Source organism: Kitasatospora sp. NPDC056273 (assembly GCF_042268845.1).
Taxonomy (GTDB): domain Bacteria; phylum Actinomycetota; class Actinomycetes; order Streptomycetales; family Streptomycetaceae; genus Kitasatospora.
In genome coordinates this window covers 251,768-268,014 of sequence record NZ_JBHJSJ010000003.1, presented here as the reverse complement: position 1 = coordinate 268,014, position 16,247 = coordinate 251,768, and the positions used below count along the sequence as shown (strand labels likewise).

At 74.5% G+C, this 16,247-nt stretch carries 14 protein-coding genes; 5 read left to right on the top strand and 9 right to left on the bottom strand.

Annotated elements, in window-relative coordinates:
• The first annotated feature begins 32 nt into the window (after nucleotides 1–32).
• Complete coding sequence (locus ACFCY1_RS04435; protein WP_063780393.1) at nucleotides 33–683, top strand: TetR/AcrR family transcriptional regulator; 651 nt, start codon at nucleotides 33–35, stop codon at nucleotides 681–683.
• A 62-nt stretch (nucleotides 684–745) separates the two neighbouring features.
• Here ACFCY1_RS04435 and ACFCY1_RS04430 read toward each other — a convergent pair whose 3' ends face one another.
• Nucleotides 746–2,146 (bottom strand): sulfite oxidase, encoded by a 1,401-nt coding sequence (locus tag ACFCY1_RS04430; RefSeq protein ID WP_375873463.1) that lies wholly within the window; start codon nucleotides 2,144–2,146, stop codon nucleotides 746–748.
• A gap of 718 nt (nucleotides 2,147–2,864) precedes the next feature.
• Here ACFCY1_RS04430 and ACFCY1_RS04425 point away from each other — a divergent pair.
• The 3 genes from ACFCY1_RS04425 (at nucleotide 2,865) to ACFCY1_RS04415 (ending at nucleotide 5,362) form a co-directional block, all read left to right on the top strand.
• Nucleotides 2,865–3,296 (top strand): MerR family transcriptional regulator, encoded by a 432-nt coding sequence (locus ACFCY1_RS04425; protein ID WP_375873462.1) that lies wholly within the window; start codon nucleotides 2,865–2,867, stop codon nucleotides 3,294–3,296.
• A gap of 134 nt (nucleotides 3,297–3,430) precedes the next feature.
• Nucleotides 3,431–5,062 (top strand): BCCT family transporter, encoded by a 1,632-nt coding sequence (locus tag ACFCY1_RS04420; RefSeq protein ID WP_049659793.1) that lies wholly within the window; start codon nucleotides 3,431–3,433, stop codon nucleotides 5,060–5,062.
• Nucleotides 5,063–5,182: 120 nt separating this feature from the next.
• Nucleotides 5,183–5,362, top strand: coding sequence for a hypothetical protein (locus ACFCY1_RS04415; RefSeq protein WP_049659792.1), 180 nt, complete (start codon nucleotides 5,183–5,185; stop codon nucleotides 5,360–5,362).
• A gap of 115 nt (nucleotides 5,363–5,477) precedes the next feature.
• Here the strand turns inward: ACFCY1_RS04415 and ACFCY1_RS04410 are convergent, their stop codons facing one another.
• Nucleotides 5,478–7,238, bottom strand: a complete 1,761-nt coding sequence (locus ACFCY1_RS04410) for a DUF2398 family protein (protein WP_375873461.1) — start codon at nucleotides 7,236–7,238, stop codon at nucleotides 5,478–5,480.
• A 225-nt stretch (nucleotides 7,239–7,463) separates the two neighbouring features.
• Between ACFCY1_RS04410 and ACFCY1_RS04405 the strand changes: the two genes are divergently transcribed.
• Nucleotides 7,464–8,183 carry a lysoplasmalogenase gene (locus ACFCY1_RS04405; RefSeq protein WP_375873460.1) on the top strand — a complete coding sequence of 240 codons (720 nt, stop codon included), beginning with the start codon at nucleotides 7,464–7,466 and terminating at the stop codon, nucleotides 8,181–8,183.
• A gap of 108 nt (nucleotides 8,184–8,291) precedes the next feature.
• Here ACFCY1_RS04405 and ACFCY1_RS04400 read toward each other — a convergent pair whose 3' ends face one another.
• The 7 genes from ACFCY1_RS04400 to ACFCY1_RS04370 all read right to left on the bottom strand — a co-directional run bounded on the left by ACFCY1_RS04400 (nucleotide 8,292) and on the right by ACFCY1_RS04370 (nucleotide 16,092).
• Nucleotides 8,292–8,915: a hypothetical protein gene (locus tag ACFCY1_RS04400; RefSeq protein WP_375873459.1), complete on the bottom strand. Its 624-nt coding sequence runs from the start codon at nucleotides 8,913–8,915 to the stop codon at nucleotides 8,292–8,294.
• A 210-nt stretch (nucleotides 8,916–9,125) separates the two neighbouring features.
• Nucleotides 9,126–9,968, bottom strand: a complete 843-nt coding sequence (locus tag ACFCY1_RS04395; protein ID WP_049654497.1) for an exodeoxyribonuclease III — start codon at nucleotides 9,966–9,968, stop codon at nucleotides 9,126–9,128.
• An 87-nt stretch (nucleotides 9,969–10,055) separates the two neighbouring features.
• Entirely contained in the window at nucleotides 10,056–11,846 is a 1,791-nt protein-coding gene (gene ggt, locus ACFCY1_RS04390; protein WP_375873458.1) for a gamma-glutamyltransferase, read from the bottom strand.
• Nucleotides 11,847–11,985: 139 nt separating this feature from the next.
• Nucleotides 11,986–13,092: an ROK family glucokinase gene (locus ACFCY1_RS04385; RefSeq protein WP_049654486.1), complete on the bottom strand. Its 1,107-nt coding sequence runs from the start codon at nucleotides 13,090–13,092 to the stop codon at nucleotides 11,986–11,988.
• Nucleotides 13,089–13,991: an ATP-binding cassette domain-containing protein gene (locus tag ACFCY1_RS04380; protein ID WP_234348494.1), complete on the bottom strand. Its 903-nt coding sequence runs from the start codon at nucleotides 13,989–13,991 to the stop codon at nucleotides 13,089–13,091. The genes ACFCY1_RS04385 and ACFCY1_RS04380 overlap by 4 nt, the downstream gene beginning before the upstream one ends.
• 38 nt (nucleotides 13,992–14,029) lie before the next feature.
• Entirely contained in the window at nucleotides 14,030–15,076 is a 1,047-nt protein-coding gene (locus tag ACFCY1_RS04375) for an ABC transporter permease (protein WP_049654484.1), read from the bottom strand.
• Entirely contained in the window at nucleotides 15,073–16,092 is a 1,020-nt protein-coding gene (locus ACFCY1_RS04370; RefSeq protein WP_049654482.1) for a sugar ABC transporter substrate-binding protein, read from the bottom strand. The genes ACFCY1_RS04375 and ACFCY1_RS04370 overlap by 4 nt, the downstream gene beginning before the upstream one ends.
• Nucleotides 16,093–16,247: the final 155 nt, after the last annotated feature.

Below are 16,247 nucleotides of genomic sequence, written 5' to 3'. Positions count from 1 at the left end.
CCTGAGCGGCCCCGGCCCGTATCATGGTGCGGGTGACCAAGGTTGACCTGTCACCACGGCCGGTGGAGGCGATGTCTCCGCGTCAGCTCGAACGCCGCGAAAGCCTGATCGCGGCCGCGCTCGCCCTGGTGAACGAGATCGGCGTCGAGCGTATGCAGATGAAACAAGTCTGCGAGCGGTCCGGAGTCGCCCTGGGGACGGCGTACCGCTACTTCTCCTCCAAGGACCACCTCCTGGCTGCGGCGATCGCCGAATGGCACCGCCTGCTGCTGGCCGACCTGGTGGCCGAGCTGCGCGGACCGAGGGCCGGGCTCGGGGCCACCGACCGGGCCGTCCGGTTCGTCCGGGGCGGGATGCGGGCCTACCAGCGGCAGCCCGAACTCGCCCGGCTACGGGTGGCCGTGGCCGCCTCCACCGACCCCTTCGCCAGCGAGGCCCTGCAGGGCATGGCCCGGGCCGACAGCACCGCCCTGCAAGCGGTGACGGCCGAGGTGCCGGCCGCCGCGAGCGACCTGGTGCGGCACATCGTGGCCCACGCCTGGCAGGGCGAGCTGACCGCCTGGGTGACCGGCCGCACCACCCTCGGGGACGCCCGGCGGCGCCTGGAGGACGTGGTGCGGCTGGTGCTGACCCCGTACGAGACGCGCTACCCGGCCCCGTACGAGGTCCAGTCCACCGGCTGAGCCGCGCCGCGCCACGAGCCCCGCCGCCGGGGCTCCTGGCGCGGCTCGGACCGGCGCTCGGCTCAGACCACCGTCACCGGGTGGGCCACCACGGCACCGAACAGGTAGCCCTCCCGGTTGAACAGCGCCCGCTCGGGCTGGGTGTTCCCCCGGCGGTCCGTCGCGCGGGCGCGCAGCTCGTACGGGCCGGGCCGCCCGGGGCGCCAGTCGAAGCTCCAGCGCGTCCAGCCGTCGGCCCGCGGCTCGTCGCGCAGCTCGGCGCGCCGCCAGGTCCGGCCGCCGTCCGTGCTGACCTCGACCCGGCGCACCGCCGCCACGCCGGACCACGAGCGCCCGTGCAGCCGGTGCTCGCGGTCCGCCGCCAGCCGCGCTCCCGCGGCCAGCTCGAAGGCGCTCTTGACAACCTGGACGGTGAGCGGGTCGCCCCCGCCGGGCGGGTAGTCCGGGCCGAACATCCGGTAGAAGTCGGTGTTCCACGGCGAGTACAGCGGGTGGTCGGCGACCTCCACGCTGCCCACCCACTTGATCGAGGCGATGCCCACCCAGCCGGGCACCACCAGCCGGGCCGGGGCGCCGTGGTCCGGGGTCAGCGGCTCGCCGTTCATCTCGTACGCGAGCAGCACGTCGTCCAGCGCCTTGGCGATCGGCAGCGGGCGGCGCACCGGGCCGTAGTTGGTGCCGCCCGCGACGAAGTCCGGGTCCAGGCCGGTGGGCAGCACGTCCACCGCCGCCCCGGTCAGCCCGGCGGCCCGCAGCACCTCGGCCAGCCGGACGCCCCGCCAGCTCGCCGAGCCGACGCCGCCGAGCGTCCACGGCGTGCCCGGGACGGGCTGGCCCTGCTGGCCGGAGTAGTAGCTGCGGCCGTTGCCGGCGCACTCGATCAACGCGCTGATCCGGGTGGACGGCAGCTCCCGCAGGTCGTCCAGGCCGAACTCGACCGGGCGCCCGGCCGTCGGGGCGCCGCGCAGGCCGCTGCCGAAGAGCCTGAGGCTCCAGGTGTCCGGGTCGATCAGCGGGGTGCTGGTGTGGTTGCGGACGAAGAACCGCTCCACCGGCACGTGGCGTCCGATGGCGGCGCCGCCGTCGGCGCCGCGGAAGGTGTCCCAGCGCGTCTCCGCGTTGGTGCCGTGCGGCACGAACCACTCGGCGGGCAGCGGTTTGACGATCCCGGGCACGGGCCCGGACGAGGCCCCGGACACCGCCCCGGGCACCGGCCCGGACACCTCCTCGGCGGCCGCCCGGCCCGCGGTGACCAGCGGCGCGGCCGGGACCGGCGCGGCGAGCGCCCCGGCGGCGGAGGCCGCCCGCAGCAGCGTCCGGCGGTCCACGCCGTCGGCACGCGCGCCGTCCCGGGCGGCCCGCGTCGGCTCGGCCTGCCTCCGGTCGGTCTGCCTCCGGTCGGCGGGCGTCGGATCGGCCGGTGTCGGGACTGCTTCGTTCGGGGTGCGGACCTCGTCGTCCATGAACGGCGTTCCTTCCGTTTCAGCGTGGTCGGTTTCGGCGCCGCGCGCGACCGCGGCCGCCGCCGGGGCCCGCGGGCCGTCCTGGACGGGCTTCCGCTCCCCGGTCTGACCTACTCACCGGTGTGGACTCCTACCGTTCCCATTGTGTCGGCGAAACCCCGCCCCGCAGCGGAGCACCCCATGCCAGCCACCCCGCCCGCCCGGATCGTCCGGGTCCCGGCCCGGAACCGCCGCTCGCCCACGGGGCCGGGGCCGGCGCCCGGACACCTTCGATCTGGCCGGATACCCGCTCGGCGCCGCCGTCGCCGTCCGGATCGCCACCCGTCGCCCCGGGCGGGTCCGCTCGCTGCCACTGCTCGCCGGCGTGGCCGGGGCCCGGCCCGGTTGCGGACGCTCTCCGAGCTGTTCATCGACCTGGCCGACCAGCCGGACGAGCTCGCCCCGCTGCGGGAACATCCCAAGTCCCCGGCACCGGAGGGCTTCCGGCAGCGGTTCCGGCCCGCCGCCCGGACCGACGTCCGCGCCGAACCGGCCGCGACAGGCGTCCCCGCCCTGGTCGCCGGCCGGGCTGATCCCCGGCGTGCGCCCGGCCGAACTCCCCTGCGGGCACCAGCCGGTGGCCGGGGCGCCGCCCGAACTGCGCGACGTGCCGCCGGAGTTCCTCACGAGCCGAGCCTCCCGGGGGAACACCCCGGCAGGCGGCGGCGTTCGCCCGGTCATGCGCATCGGAGAACTCGCCCGCCTGACCGGGGTGTCCACCCGCCTGCTCCGCTACTACGAGGAACAGGGCCTGCTCCGGCCGGACCGCACGGCGGCCGGCTACCGCGAGTACGGCGAGGAGGACACCGTCCGGGTGTGGCAGATCCGCAGCCTGCTTTCAGCCGGTCTGAGCACCCGGGTGATCGCCGAGCTGCTGCCCTGCGCCACCGGTCCGGTCCCCGTCCTGGAGGCCTGCCCGGAGCTGCTCGCCATCCTGCGCGGCGAACTCGCCGACCTGGACTCCCGGATCGAGGACCTCAGCCGCAGCCGCCGGGCGCTCTCCCACTACCTCGCCACCGCGCGCGACTCCGGGCCCGACCACGGACGGCAGCACGGGCCCGGGCACCGGCACGACGACGGGCACGACTACGGCGAGGAGCAGGCGGCCTGACGGGACGTAGGTCCCGACCCCGCGCTTCCCCGGCGCGCCGTCCCTCCGCTCACGGAGCGGACTGGACATAGTGCGACATACAGCTTGAATCCGAGCGTGCCGACGCACGCCGAGTATGTCGAGGGGTCCATCCGATGAGCAGCCAGCCGCCCCAGTCCGACCAGCCCGTGGAGGAGCCCGACGAACCCGCCGCGACCCTTCCGGCCGACCGGGCGGTGTTCGGCATCGGCGCCGTCCTGGTCCTGGCGGTGGTCGCCTGGGGCGTCTTCGCCGAGGACTCGCTCGGCCGCACCTCCGACACCGCGCTCGGCTGGGTGCTGCACAACTTCGGCTGGCTGTTCGTGGTGGCCGCCGACGTCTTCCTGGCGCTCAGCGTGCTGCTCGCGTTCAGCCGCTTCGGCCGGATCCGGCTCGGCCGCGACGACGACGAGCCCGAGTTCTCCACCCTCGCCTGGATCGCCATGATGTTCAGCGCCGGGATGGGCATCGGCCTGATGTTCTACGGCGTCGGCGAGCCGCTCCAGCTCTTCGCCACCCCGCAGCCGGGCTCCGGCCTGGAGCCGCAGAGCGCGGCCGCCGCCCAGCAGGCCCTGGAGTTCTCGCTCTTCCACTGGACCCTGCACCCGTGGGCGATCTACGCGGTCGGCGGCCTGGCCCTCGCCTACACCACCTTCCGCAAGGGCCGGGGCAACCGGGTCTCCGCCGCCTTCGTCCCGCTGATCGGCCAGCGCGGCGCGGACGGCTGGGCCGGGCGGACGATCGACCTGCTGGCCGTGTTCGCCACCGTCTTCGGCTCCGCGACCAGCCTCGGCCTCGGCGCGCTCCAGGTCGCCGACGGGCTCGGCTACATCACCTCCGTCCGCAACACCCAGAACGCCCAGCTGATCATCATCGGCTCGCTGACGGCCGCGTTCGTGGTCTCCGCGTTCTCCGGGGTACACAAGGGCGTGAAGTGGCTCTCCACGGCGAACGTCGTGCTGGCCTCGCTGATCATGGTCTTCGTCTTCGTGGTCGGCCCGACGGTGTTCGCCCTGGACGCGATCCCCTCCTCGGTCGGCGGCTACCTCTCCGACCTGCTCGGGATGTCCACCCAGACCGGCGCCTTCACCGACGAGAGCTGGCTCGGCTCCTGGACGATCTTCTACTGGGCCTGGTGGCTCTCCTGGGCGCCCTTCGTCGGCACCTTCATCGCGCGGATCTCGCGCGGCCGCACCATCCGGCAGTTCCTGCTCGGCGTGCTGCTGGTGCCCAGCGGGGCGACGGTCATCTGGTTCTGCGTGATGGGCGGCACCGCGATCCGGCTGTCCACCACCGGCGCGGCCGACCTGGTCGCGACCATCCCGCAGGGCCCGGAGGCCTCGCTGTTCGAGATGCTGCGCGCGCTGCCGCTCGGCTCGGTGACCAGCGTGGTCGCGGTGCTGCTGGTGATGACCTTCTTCATCACCAGCGCCGACTCGGCCTCGCTGGTGCTGGGCTCGCTCTCCAGCCGGGGCTCGCTGCACCCGCGCACCTGGCTGGTGGTGGTCTGGGGCGTGCTGATGGGCGGGGTCGCGGCGGCCCTGCTGCTGGCCGGCGGGCTCACCGCGCTCCAGAACGCGACGATCCTGGTCGCGCTGCCGTTCGTGGTCGTGATGCTGCTGCTGTGCGTCTCGCTGGTGAAGGAGCTCCGCGAGGACCCGGCCGCCGCCCCCGCCCGCTTCCACCCTCCGCACGGCCTGCGGGACGCCGTCCGGGAAGTCGTCGGCGAGTCGGGCACACGCCGCTGACCTGCGCGTACGCCCCGCCCGGTGACGCGTGGGGCGTACGCGGCCAACCGACGCCCAACCCCCGTCCGGACTTCACCCGCACGTACCGACCGTTCACGCCGCCCTGGAAACCTCCCTGTCATGAACGCCAGCCCTCAGGCGCCCTACCAGGAACCGCGCTTCCCCCTGCCCCAACGGCACCGCCGGCTGCTCGCCGTCACCGCCGTACTCACCTCCATCGCCCTCGGCACCCTGGGCGTCGGCGCCACCGTGGAGACCGTCGAACACGGCCCCCTCGCGAGCGCCTCCGCCAGCAAGTAGCCCCTGCTCCACCCAGCACCGCGGTCCCGTTCCGGGCCCGGTGCTTCTTGCTTTCCGCCACCAGGCGGCGGAGCCGGGGCGGCACGGTGGGCGCCACCGCCACGGCGGCGGTCCGCTACGCCGGCTGTCCGGGGCGGGAGTGGCGGCCGGTGCCGGGCGTGGGGTGGAGGTCGGGGGCCGGGGCGTAGCGCGCGGCCGGGGGGCGCAGGCGCCAGGCCGGGGGGCGGGTGGGGTGGGGGGTGGGGGTGATCAGGGCGAGGCGGTGGAGCACGTCGAGGGCGTCCCGCCGCAGGGCGGTGCGGTCGGCGAGGTAGCGGGCGGGGAGGCCGAACTCGTCCGCGATGTCGCCGAGGACGCCGTCTATCAGCGCGTCCGGGATCGGGACGTCGCCGGCCACCGGCTCGTCGGGCAGCGGGCGGACCTCCTCGACCAGGCGCTCGACCAGCAGCAGGGCGGCCTGGGTGAGGGTGCCCCCGCCGGGGAGGGCGAGGTCGGTGAGCTCGGCGGCCGGGTCGAGCAGCGCGACGCCCTCGGCCCGCAGTTCGGCCTCCAGTCCGAGGAAGTCAGCGAGCGCCGCCGGTCCGCTGAGCCGGTGCTCGTCCAGCCAGGCGCGGTGGTCCTCGGGGAGGTCGGCGGCCAGGACGGCGGGCGTCTCGGCGAGCAGGCGGCGGACGGCGGTGGCGGGCTCGGCCTCGGCGGCGCGGCGGATCAGGTCGGCGGCGTCGTCGGCGAGGGCGGGCGGGCCGGCCGGGACGGCCCGGGCGAGTTCGCGGTCCACGGTCAGCACGAAGGAGTCGTCGGCCGGGCCCTCGACCGGCAGCTCGCCGAGCACCTGCCAGCCGGCCAGCGCGGCCAGCGCCATGGCGAGGTCGGTCGGTTCGGCGGTGAGTTCGGGGGCGGCGGCGTTCATCGCGTCGAGCAGCCGCCGGTAGCCGAGCTCCTCCGGGGCGTCGACCAACAGCGCGAGCGCGAGGGCGAGTTGGGCGTACCCGGCCGGGGTGAACGGAGTGCCGGTGACGGGGTGTTCGAGGCGGCGCGCGGCGCCGGGGCCCAGGCCGGCCTTGCAGAGCCGGGCGTGCCAGGGGCCGACCACGAGGCGGTAGCCGAGCAGGGTGTCGAAGCGCTCGGCGAGCCAGTCGCGGTGACGGCGGATCAGCGGAAAGCCGTCGGCGTGCGGGCCGGAGGCGGTGACCAGCGGGTGGGCGAGCAACAGCCGGGCGGCGATCCGGCGTTCGGCCGCCGGGAGCTCCTCGCCGGAACGATCCTGCGCCACGACGGTGGGCGGTGCCACCCGCGTGCGTTCGGGCCTGCGGTGCCGGCCCGGCCGGCCAGTCTTGGCCCCCGACCGGACGACGGGCAGGGCGGCGTCCCCGCGCCGGGCGCGGCGCAGTCCACCCTCGGTGCGGTCCTCGCGGGGGCGTACGGGCGTGGCCAAGTGCGCGGTGGGGCCGTGCCACCAGCTGACGCCGGGATCGGCGGCGGGCTCGGCGGCGGTGCCGAGGTGGCGGGCGGGGTAGAGGCCGAAGGAGGCGGTGCAGAGGTCGTCGGCGGTGCCGGGGGTGGCGGCGGCGAACCAGTGGGCCAGGCGCAGCAGCCCCGGGTCGGGCGAGAGCGTCGTGTCGACGGCCGGAGCGGCCGACGCCTGCGGGCCGTCAGCACCGCTCCCCATGGCCGCCCCCGGCGTCCTGTCAGCGGGACCGGAGGAGCGGCCCGCGTCGGAACCGGAGGCACCACCGGCGTCGGGGCCAGCCTCGGGACCGGCTTCGCGTACGGCGAGGACGGCGGCGGCGGTTCCCCGCCCTGCCCCGCCCGTGCGTCCGTCCGGCCTGCCGGCGGCCACCCGGGTGGCGCCGACCGCGTAGTCCTGCTGATCCATGTCGGGGTCCAGACTAGACGGTGCCCGGGCCACCCGACCGCAGCAACCGCCCTCCTGAGGAACTCTCCGCAAGAGCCCTCGAAGCGGCCGCCCGCGCTCCGCTCACCGGCCGCCCCGTCATCCGCCGCACCCCGCCCGGGTTACGCACCGGTAACCGACCCTTCCACCGCCGGTCCGGCTCCTCTAGGGTCGGTCCGAAGCAGCGGATCACCGAGAGGCGCACGCATGACCCTCCGTACCACCACCCGCGTCGGCCTCGGGGCGCGCCTGCGCTCGGCCACCGGCCTGCTGGGCGGCTTCGCGGCCACCTCGGCGGCGCACCTGGGCGCGATCGCCTCCGGCGCCTCGGTGCTCCAGAACGCCACCAAGCCGGCCCTGATGCCGCTGCTGGCCGCGCACAGCGTGGCGGCGGCCGCGAAGGCCGGGCGGGAGGCGCCGAAGCTGCTGGCACCGGCGCTGCTGCTGAGCGCGGGCGGCGACGTGCTGCTCCAGCTGAAGAACGACCCCGCGTTCCTCGCGGGCATGGGCTCGTTCGCGGCGGCGCACGTCTGCTACGTGACGATGTTCGTCCAGCGCGGCGCGCTCACCGACCGCCGCCGGGCCCTGGTGGTCGCGGCCGCGTACGCGACGGCCTGGGTGGCCCTGGTCGGGCAGCTCTGGCCGGACCTCGGGGACCTGCGCGTCCCGGTGGCCGGCTACAGCCTGCTGCTCGCGTCGACGGCCGTCACCTCGGCCGGGCTGGGCTGGCGGACCGGGCTGGGCGGGGCGCTGTTCCTGCTCTCCGACACGCTGATCGCCACCCAGCTGGCGAAGTGGCGGGAGCTGCCGGGCCATCAGTTCTGGATCATGGCGACCTATGTGCTGGCCCAGTACCTACTGGCCGACGGTACCCTCCGCCACCAGGACCGGCTGCACCGCGAGGACGCCGAACCGCGGACCGCCTGACGCACCGGCGCTCCGGAGAACCGGCACGCCGTCCCGACACGCCGCCGCGCCGCCGATCCCGTCGGGATCCAGCGGCGCGGCGCAGGGGCGCAGTGGGGCGCGAGGCCTTCAGGCACCGCGCCTCCGCAGCAGCCAGAAGCCGCCGGCACCGCCCGCGACCAGCGCGAGGCCGCCGGCCAGCTCCCCCGGGTTCGCCGCGACCGAGCCGCCGAGGCCGGTCTGCACGGCGCCGTGCGGGGCGACCTGCTGGTTGCCCGCGCCGGACTGCCCGAGCGAGCCGGCCCACTCCCCCGCGGCCTCGCCCCACTCGCCGAGACCCGGGTTCTTCTGGGGGTTCTTGTCGCCGCCCTTGTCGCCGCCCCTGTCGGGCACGGCCACGGTGGTGACCGTGACGCTGGTGGCGAAGGCCCCGCCGTCCGGGCAGGTGCCGTCGACCTTGCTGTCCCCGGCGTGCTGGCCGGCCAGCCGGGCGGAGCCGCTGTGCTTGCCGTCGGGGCCCAGGGTGAGGGTCGCCGGCCCTCCCTCGAAGGCGGCGGAGCGGGCGGTGATGGTCTTGGCGTCGGGCTTGTCCGACTTCTCGCAGGAGACCGTGACCGTCACGGTCTGGCCCGGTGCGGCCTGGGACGGGCTGACCGACGCGGAACCGTCCCTGGCGGATGCGAGGGGGGCCGTCAGGCCGGTCAGCGCCGTCGCGCCGATCAGGGCGGCGGCGGCCGTACGCATGGGGCGCATACCGGAACCTCCGGGATTCTCGGGCGCAGCCGGGGACTCCCATGTCCACGTGGTCGAGCAACTGCACCCGGTCATTCACCGACGGTAGGGACGCGCCCCACGCTCGGCCAGCGCTCACGACCGTTCGGGTTACGACCCGTGACCCGTCGTGACGCCCGCGGCGGGGCTCACGCGTGGCGCTCACCCGGAGTGGCGCTCACGCGGTGCGGCTCAGAGGTCGAGGTCCACCACGACCGGCGCGTGGTCCGAGGTGCCCTTGCCCTTGCGGGCCTCGCGGTCCACGTAGCTGTCGGTGACGGCCTCGACGAAGGGCTTGTTGGCGTAGGTGAGGTCGATCCGCATGCCCCGGTTCTTGGGGAAGGCCAGCTGGCGGTAGTCCCAGTAGGTGTACGGGTGGTCGTACTTGAGCGGGCGGGGCAGCACGTCCTGGAGGCCGATCCCGTCGAGGGCCGCCAGTGCGGCGCGCTCGACCGGGGTGACGTGGGTGAGGCCCTCGAAGGCGGCGGCGTCGAAGACGTCGTCGTCGGTCGGGGCGATGTTGAAGTCCCCGAGGACGGCGAACGGGCGGGGGCCGGCGGCGTCCTCGGTGGCGGCCTTGCGCAGCGCCTCCAGCCACTCCAGCTTGTACTGGTAGTGCGCGTGGCCGACCTCGCGGCCGTTCGGCACGTAGACCGACCAGACCCGGACCGGGCCGCAGGTGGCGGCGATGGCGCGCGGCTCGACCTCGGGCAGCAGGGCGCCGTCGGCGAAGTAGCCGGGCTGGTCGGGGAGGCCGCGCACGACGTCGTCCAGGCCGATCCGGGAGACGATCGCGACGCCGTTCCAGCGGCCGTTGCCGTGCGCGGCCGTCTCGTAGCCGAGCTCGCGGACCGCCTCGTACGGGAAGGCGTCGGCCGCGCACTTGAGCTCCTGGAGGCAGAGCACGTCGGGCTTGGCGCTCTCCAGCCACTCCAGGAGCTTGGGCAGCCGCGCGGTGACGGAGTTGATGTTCCAGGTGGCGATGCGGACGGTCACGGCGGGCGGCCTTCCCGGTGGTTCGGTGCGGACGGACATGCAGTCGGGCATACGGACGGGGTGGGCCGCCCCTCGTGCGGGAGGCCCACCCCGAACATACCGCCCGGCACCGACAGGCCGGCCCGGTCAGCCCGCGGGCCGGACCACCGCGGCCGAGCCGCCGCCGCGCCGCACCGGCTCGGCGGCGGCCACCCAGCGGCCGTCCGGCAGCCGTTCCACGCCGGTGGCGGCACCGATCTCGCCGCCGTTGACGAAACTGTGTCCGAGGCCCTCCAGCGCGGCCCGCTCGGGCAGCGCCAGGAAGGCGGGCTCGGCCTGGGTGGTGGCGCTGTTGCGCTGGCTGGCGCGCGGGGCGGCGATGGCCTGCTCCAGGCTCAGGCCCCGGTCGAGCCGGCCGAGCAGCACCTGGAGGGTGGTGGTGATGATGGTCGCGCCGCCGGGGCTGCCGGTGGCCAGCAGCGGCTCGCCGTCGCGCAGCACGACCGTCGGGGACATCGAGGAGCGCGGCCGCTTGCCCGGGCCCGGCAGGTTGGGGTCGGGGACGCCCGGGGCGAGCGGGGTGAAGTCGAAGTCGGTCAGCTCGTTGTTGAGCAGGAAGCCCCGGCCGGGGACGGTGATGCCGCTGCCGCCGGTCTGCTCGATGGTGAGCGTGTAGGAGACGATGTTGCCCCAGCGGTCGGCGACCGTCAGGTGGGTGGTGTTGGGGCCCTCGTACGGCTCGGGGACGGCCTGGCCGGTGTCGGCGCAGGGGGCCGGGTGGCGCGGGTCGCCGGGGGCGAGCGGGCTGGTCAGCGCGTGGTCCGGGCTGATCAGGCAGGCCCGGGAGGCGGCGTAGCGCTCGGAGAGCAGTTCCCTGGTGGGGACGTCGATGAAGGCCGGGTCGCCGACCCAGCGGTTGCGGTCGGCGAAGGAGATCCGGGAGGCCTCCAGGAAGTGGTGGTAGTACTGGGTGCCGCTGTACGTGGAGACGTCGCCGCCGTCCTCCAGGATGTTGAGCGCCTCGCCGACGGTGGTGCCGCCGGAGCTGGAGGGGGCCATCGCGTAGACGTCGTAGGCGCCGTGGGAGACGTGGGTGGGCGCCTGGTCGCGGACCCGGTAGTCGGCGAGGTCGGTGGTGTCGACCTTGCCGGGGCGGGCGTTGCGGCCGGACGCCGGGTCGACCGGCGGGTGCTGCACGGTGTTGGCGATGTCCTTGGCCAACTCGCCCTGGTAGAAGGCCTTGACGCCGTCCTTGGCGAGCAGCCGGTAGGTGGCGGCGAGGTCGGGGTTGCGCAGCACGCTGCCGGTCTCGGGGGGCTTGCCGTTCGGCAGGTAGAGCGCGGCGGTGGCCGGGAAGTCCTTGAACCGGGCGTAGTTGTCGGCGGTCTGGCCGCGGAAGGTGTCGTCGACGACGAAGCCGTGGTCGGCGATCCGCTCGGCCGGTTCGAGGTTCTGGGCGAGCGAGCGGGTGCCCCACTTGCGCAGTGCGGCGTCCCAGGTGGCGGGGGTGCCGGGGACTCCGACGGACAGACCGCTGGTGACGGCGTCGGCGAAGGCCAGCGGTTTGCCGTCCTCCAGGAACAGGCCGCTGTCGGCGGTGCGGCCGGCCGTCTCCCGGCCGTCGATGGTGTGCACCCGGCCGGTGGCGTGGTCGTAGTAGACGAAGTACCCGCCGCCGCCGATGCCGGAGGAGTACGGCTCGGTGACCCCGAGGGCCGCGGCGGCGGCGACGGCCGCGTCCACCGCGTTGCCGCCCTTGCGCAGCACCTCGATGCCGGCGGCGGTGGCGTCGGCGTCGACGGTGGCGACCGCTCCGCCCCGGCCCACCGCCTCGGGCGCCTTCGTCGGCGGGGTCGCGGCGCCGGCCGGTCCGACGCCGGACCAGACCAGCGCGGTGGCGAGCAGCAGTGGTGGTGCGAGACGGGTCAGAGCCCTCATCCGAATCCTCCTGAGTCTGCGTCAACTCAGTTGTTCCACAGGAGGGATGATCCGACAACCACACCGCGCCGCTACCAACGGGTAGTTGGCGGGGCGGGCGGGGGCGCCAGGAGAACAGCCGGCAGGCGCCCCCACCCCGCTACAGCGCGCTGCGCTCCACCCGCCGCCGCTTGATCGTGCGGAAGCGCCGCGCCACCTGCCGGGCCAGGTCGGCCGCGCCGACCAGGCCGGCCTCGTTGCCGAGGGCGGCGTGCACGATGGCGGCCTCCGGGCGGAAACCGCGCCCGGTGAGGGTGCGGCGGAAGGTGTCCCGGGCCGGACCGAGCAGCAGGTCACCGGCCTCGGAGACCCCGCCGCCGATCACGAAGCGGCCCGGGTCCAGCGCGGCGGCCAGGTTGGCGATGCCGACGCCGAGCCAGGTGCCGACCTCGTAGAGCAGCTCGGTCGCGACCGGGTCGCCCTCCTGGGCGGCCTCGGTGACCAGCGGCCCGGTGATGCCCTCGACCGTGCCGCCCGCCCGGGCCAGCAGCGGCTGCACCACCGGCGACTCCTCGGCGACCAGCTCGCGCGCGTCGCGCACCAGGGCGTTGCCGGAGGAGTACTGCTCCCAGCAGCCCCGGTTGCCGCACGGGCAGCGGTGGCCGCCGGGCAGCACCTGCATGTGCCCGAACTCGCCCGCCAGGCCGTACTTGCCGCGGTCCACGTAGCCGTCCCGGACCACCGCGCCGCCGATGCCGGTGCCCAGGGTGAGCATCACCATGTGGTCCTCGCCGCGCCCGGCGCCGAAGCGCCACTCGGCCCAGGCGGCCGCGTTGGCGTCGTTCTCCACGATCACCGGGAAGCGCAGCCGCTCGCTGAGCGCCTCCCGGAGCGGCTCGTTGCGCCAGTTGAGGTGCGGGGCGAACAGCACCTTGGAGCGGTCGGCGTCGACCCAGCCGGCCGCGCCGATGCCCACGGCGTGGACGTCGTGCCGGTCGGCGAGCTGGAGCACCAGCTCGACGATGACGTCCTCGACCACCTTGGGGCTCTTGCTCTTGTGCGGCGTGTCCGTGCGCAGCTTCTCCAGCACCTTGCCCTCGCCGTCCACCACCCCGGCGACCACCTTGGTGCCGCCGATGTCGACACCGATCGTGGGCAGCCGCAGTATCCCGGCGGGCAGGGCGCGGCGGCGGCGCTCGGCGCGCGGGCCGAGGCCGAGCAGGGTCGGCAGGACGGGTGGCCGGGTGCTGCCTTGGGAGCCGGTCACGGCTGCGGACGCTCCTCACGGGTGTCGGGTTCTCGGGGGTCGGATTCTCCGGAAGCCGATTCTCCGCCACCGGGGAGCCCGGTGCCGGAGCCGCCGGGGGCGGAGCCACGGGGGTCGGAGAGCGACGGTCGGGCCAGCTCGTGCGAGAGCTCGGCGAGGTCGGAGCCGCCGGCCATCTCGGTGGTGAGCTGTTCGAGGCTGATCTCGGCACGCGGATGGCTGCCCGCCATCCGGCCCCGCCGGAGCAGGGTGAAGTGGTCGCCGACCAGGTACGCGTGGTGCGGGTTGTGGGTGATCAGCACGACCCCCAGCCCGGCGTCGCGGGCGGCGGTGACGTACTTGAGCACCACCCCGGACTGCTTGACGCCGAGCGCGGCGGTGGGCTCGTCCAGGATCAGCACCTTGGCGCCGAAGTGCACCGCGCGGGCGATCGCCACGCACTGGCGCTGCCCGCCGGAGAGGGTGCCGATCGGCCGGTCGACGTCGTACAGGTCGATGCCCATCCGCGCGAGCGCGTCGCGGGTGGTGGCGCGCATCCCCTCGGCGTCCAGCCGCAGGCCGCCCCAGCGGCGCATGCCCTGCTCGGAGCCGAGGAAGAAGTTGCGCCAGACCGGCATCAGCGGGACGACCGCGAGGTCCTGGTAGACGGTGGCGATGCCGCGGTCCAGGGCCTGGCGCGGGGAGTCGAAGCGGACCGCCTCGCCGCCGACGGTGACGGTGCCCTCGTCGTGCTGGTGCAGCCCGGAGATGATCTTGATCAGGGTGGATTTGCCGGCCCCGTTGTCGCCGAGCACGCAGCTGATCTCGCCGGCCCGCAGGGTCAGCGAGACGTCCTGGAGCGCCCGGACGGTGCCGTAGCTCTTGCCGACGCCGTCGAGGGAGAGCAGTTCGGTACCCATGGCTTCCGTGTTCGTCGCGGCCCCCGTGAGGTCCGTGTTCATCGCGGCCCCCGCTCGGCCCGGCGCTTGACGTAGGCGTTCAGCAGCGCGGCCAGCAGCAGCATCGCGCCGAGGAAGAACTTGAACCAGTCCGGGTTCCACTGGGCGTAGATGATCCCCTTGCTGGCCATGCCGAAGATCAGCGCGCCGAGCGCGGAGCCGACCACCGAGCCGTAGCCGCCGGTGATCAGGCAGCCGCCGATGACCGCCGCGACGATGTAGATCAGCTCGTTGCCGACGCCCTCGCCGGACTGCACGGTGTCGAAGGAGAACAGCAGGTGCTGGCCGAGCACCCAGGCGCCGAAGCCGACGCCCAGGTACAGCAGGGTCTTCGTCCGGGCGACCGGCACGCCGACCGCGCGGGCCGCGTCCGCGTCGCCGCCGACCGCGAAGATCCAGTTGCCGAAGCGGGTGCGCAGCAGCACCCAGCTGCCGACCACGAGCAGGCCGAGCCACCACCAGACGGTGGCCTTGACGGTCAGCCCGCCGACGGTCACCTCGGAGGCGAACAGCCAGCGGCAGGCGGCGAAGCCCTCCATGTCGGAGATCGACTTGGTGGAGACGGTGCCGGAGATCGCCTTGGTGACGCCCAGGTTGGCGCCGGTCAGCATCAGGAAGGTGCCGAGCGTGACGATGAAGCTGGGCAGCCTGGTGCGGCCGAGCATCCAGCCGTTGAACCCGCCGATGGCCAGCGTGGTCGCCAGCGAGACCAGCACGCCGACCCAGGTCACCGCGGTGAACTGGTACGAGACCATCGAGGAGGTCAGCGCGGCGGTGGTGACCAGCACGCCAGCCGACAGGTCGAACTCGCCGCCGATCATCAGCAGCGAGACCGGCACCGCCATGATCCCGATGGTGGAGGCCGCGTACAGCACGGTGCCCAGCGAGGAGACCCGCAGGAACGGTTCGGCGACGACGGCGAAGACCGTGAAGACCGCGACGGCGGCGATCAGCGAGCCCAGCTCGGGGCGGGCGAGGAGCCGCCGCAGGGCCGGCGGACGGCCGTCAACCAGGCCGTCGTGGGCGAGGAGGTCGGGGGTGCTCACCTGGTCCCCCTCGCGACGTACTCGGCGAGCGCGTCGGCGTTGTCCTTGGTCAGGATCTGCGGACCGGTCTCGACGGGCTTGCCGCCGCCGAGCATGTTCAGGTTGTACTTGTACAGCCAGACCAGGTCGACGCCGGTGTAGCCCTGGAGGTAGGGCTGCTGGTCGACGGCGAAGCCGACGCTGCCGGACTTGAGCCCGGACACCACCTGCGTGCCCAGGTCGAAGGTGTCCAGTTCGACGGTGCGGTGGGCGTCCTGGACGGCCTGGAGGCCGGTGGCGGCCATCGGGCCGGAGAGGGTCAGCACGGTGTCGATGGACGGGTCGGCCTGCAGCTTGGCGGAGATCGCGGCGCGGGCGTCGGGCATGTCGACGCCGTTGACGTAGAGCACCTGGAAGGCTCCGCCGGACTTGGACTGGGCGCCGGAGCAGCGCTGCTCCTGGCCGACGTTGCCCTGCTCGTGGATCACGCAGAGCACGTTCTTGCGGCCGCGCGAGGCCAGCTCGGTACCGGCCGCCTGGCCGGCGGTGGACTCGTCCTGACCGATGTGGGTCAGCGCGCCGAACTTCTGCGAGTACTCCTGGCCGGAGTTGATCGTGATCACGGGGATGCCGGCGGCCTTGGCCTTGCCGAGGACGTCCGCCATGGCGTCGCCCTTGGCGAGGGTGACCAGCAGGCCGTCGACCTTCTGGTCGATGGCGGCCTGGACGAGCTGGACCTGGTTCTGGGTCTGCGCGTCGTTGGAGTACAGGAAGGTGATGTTGTCCTTGGCGGCGGCCTGCTCGGCGCCCTTGCGCACAGTGTCCCAGAAGGCGTCGCCGGCTCCGGCGTGGGTCACCATGGCGACCTTCCAGCGCGGAGTCGAGACGGCGCCGCCGCCGGTGGCCGCGGCCTTGGCGCGGGCCTCCTCGGCGCGTCTGCCTCCAGTACTGCTGCAACCGGCCACGGCGACCGCGAGTGCCAGGACGGCACACGCGGGCCAGAGGCGGTGGGACGGGCGAAAGCGGGTGATGCTCATCCCCATAGTCTCCCTGCCCGTGCCGCGCGGTATCGCACCGCCTCGCCCGGCAGCGCGAACGGCCTGGGAGGTAAGGTGCCCCGGGGGACCTTTCCTGGTAGTTCGCTGAACATCTGGTCCGGACGACGTCCGTTCGGGTGGCAGACTAGGCGCCG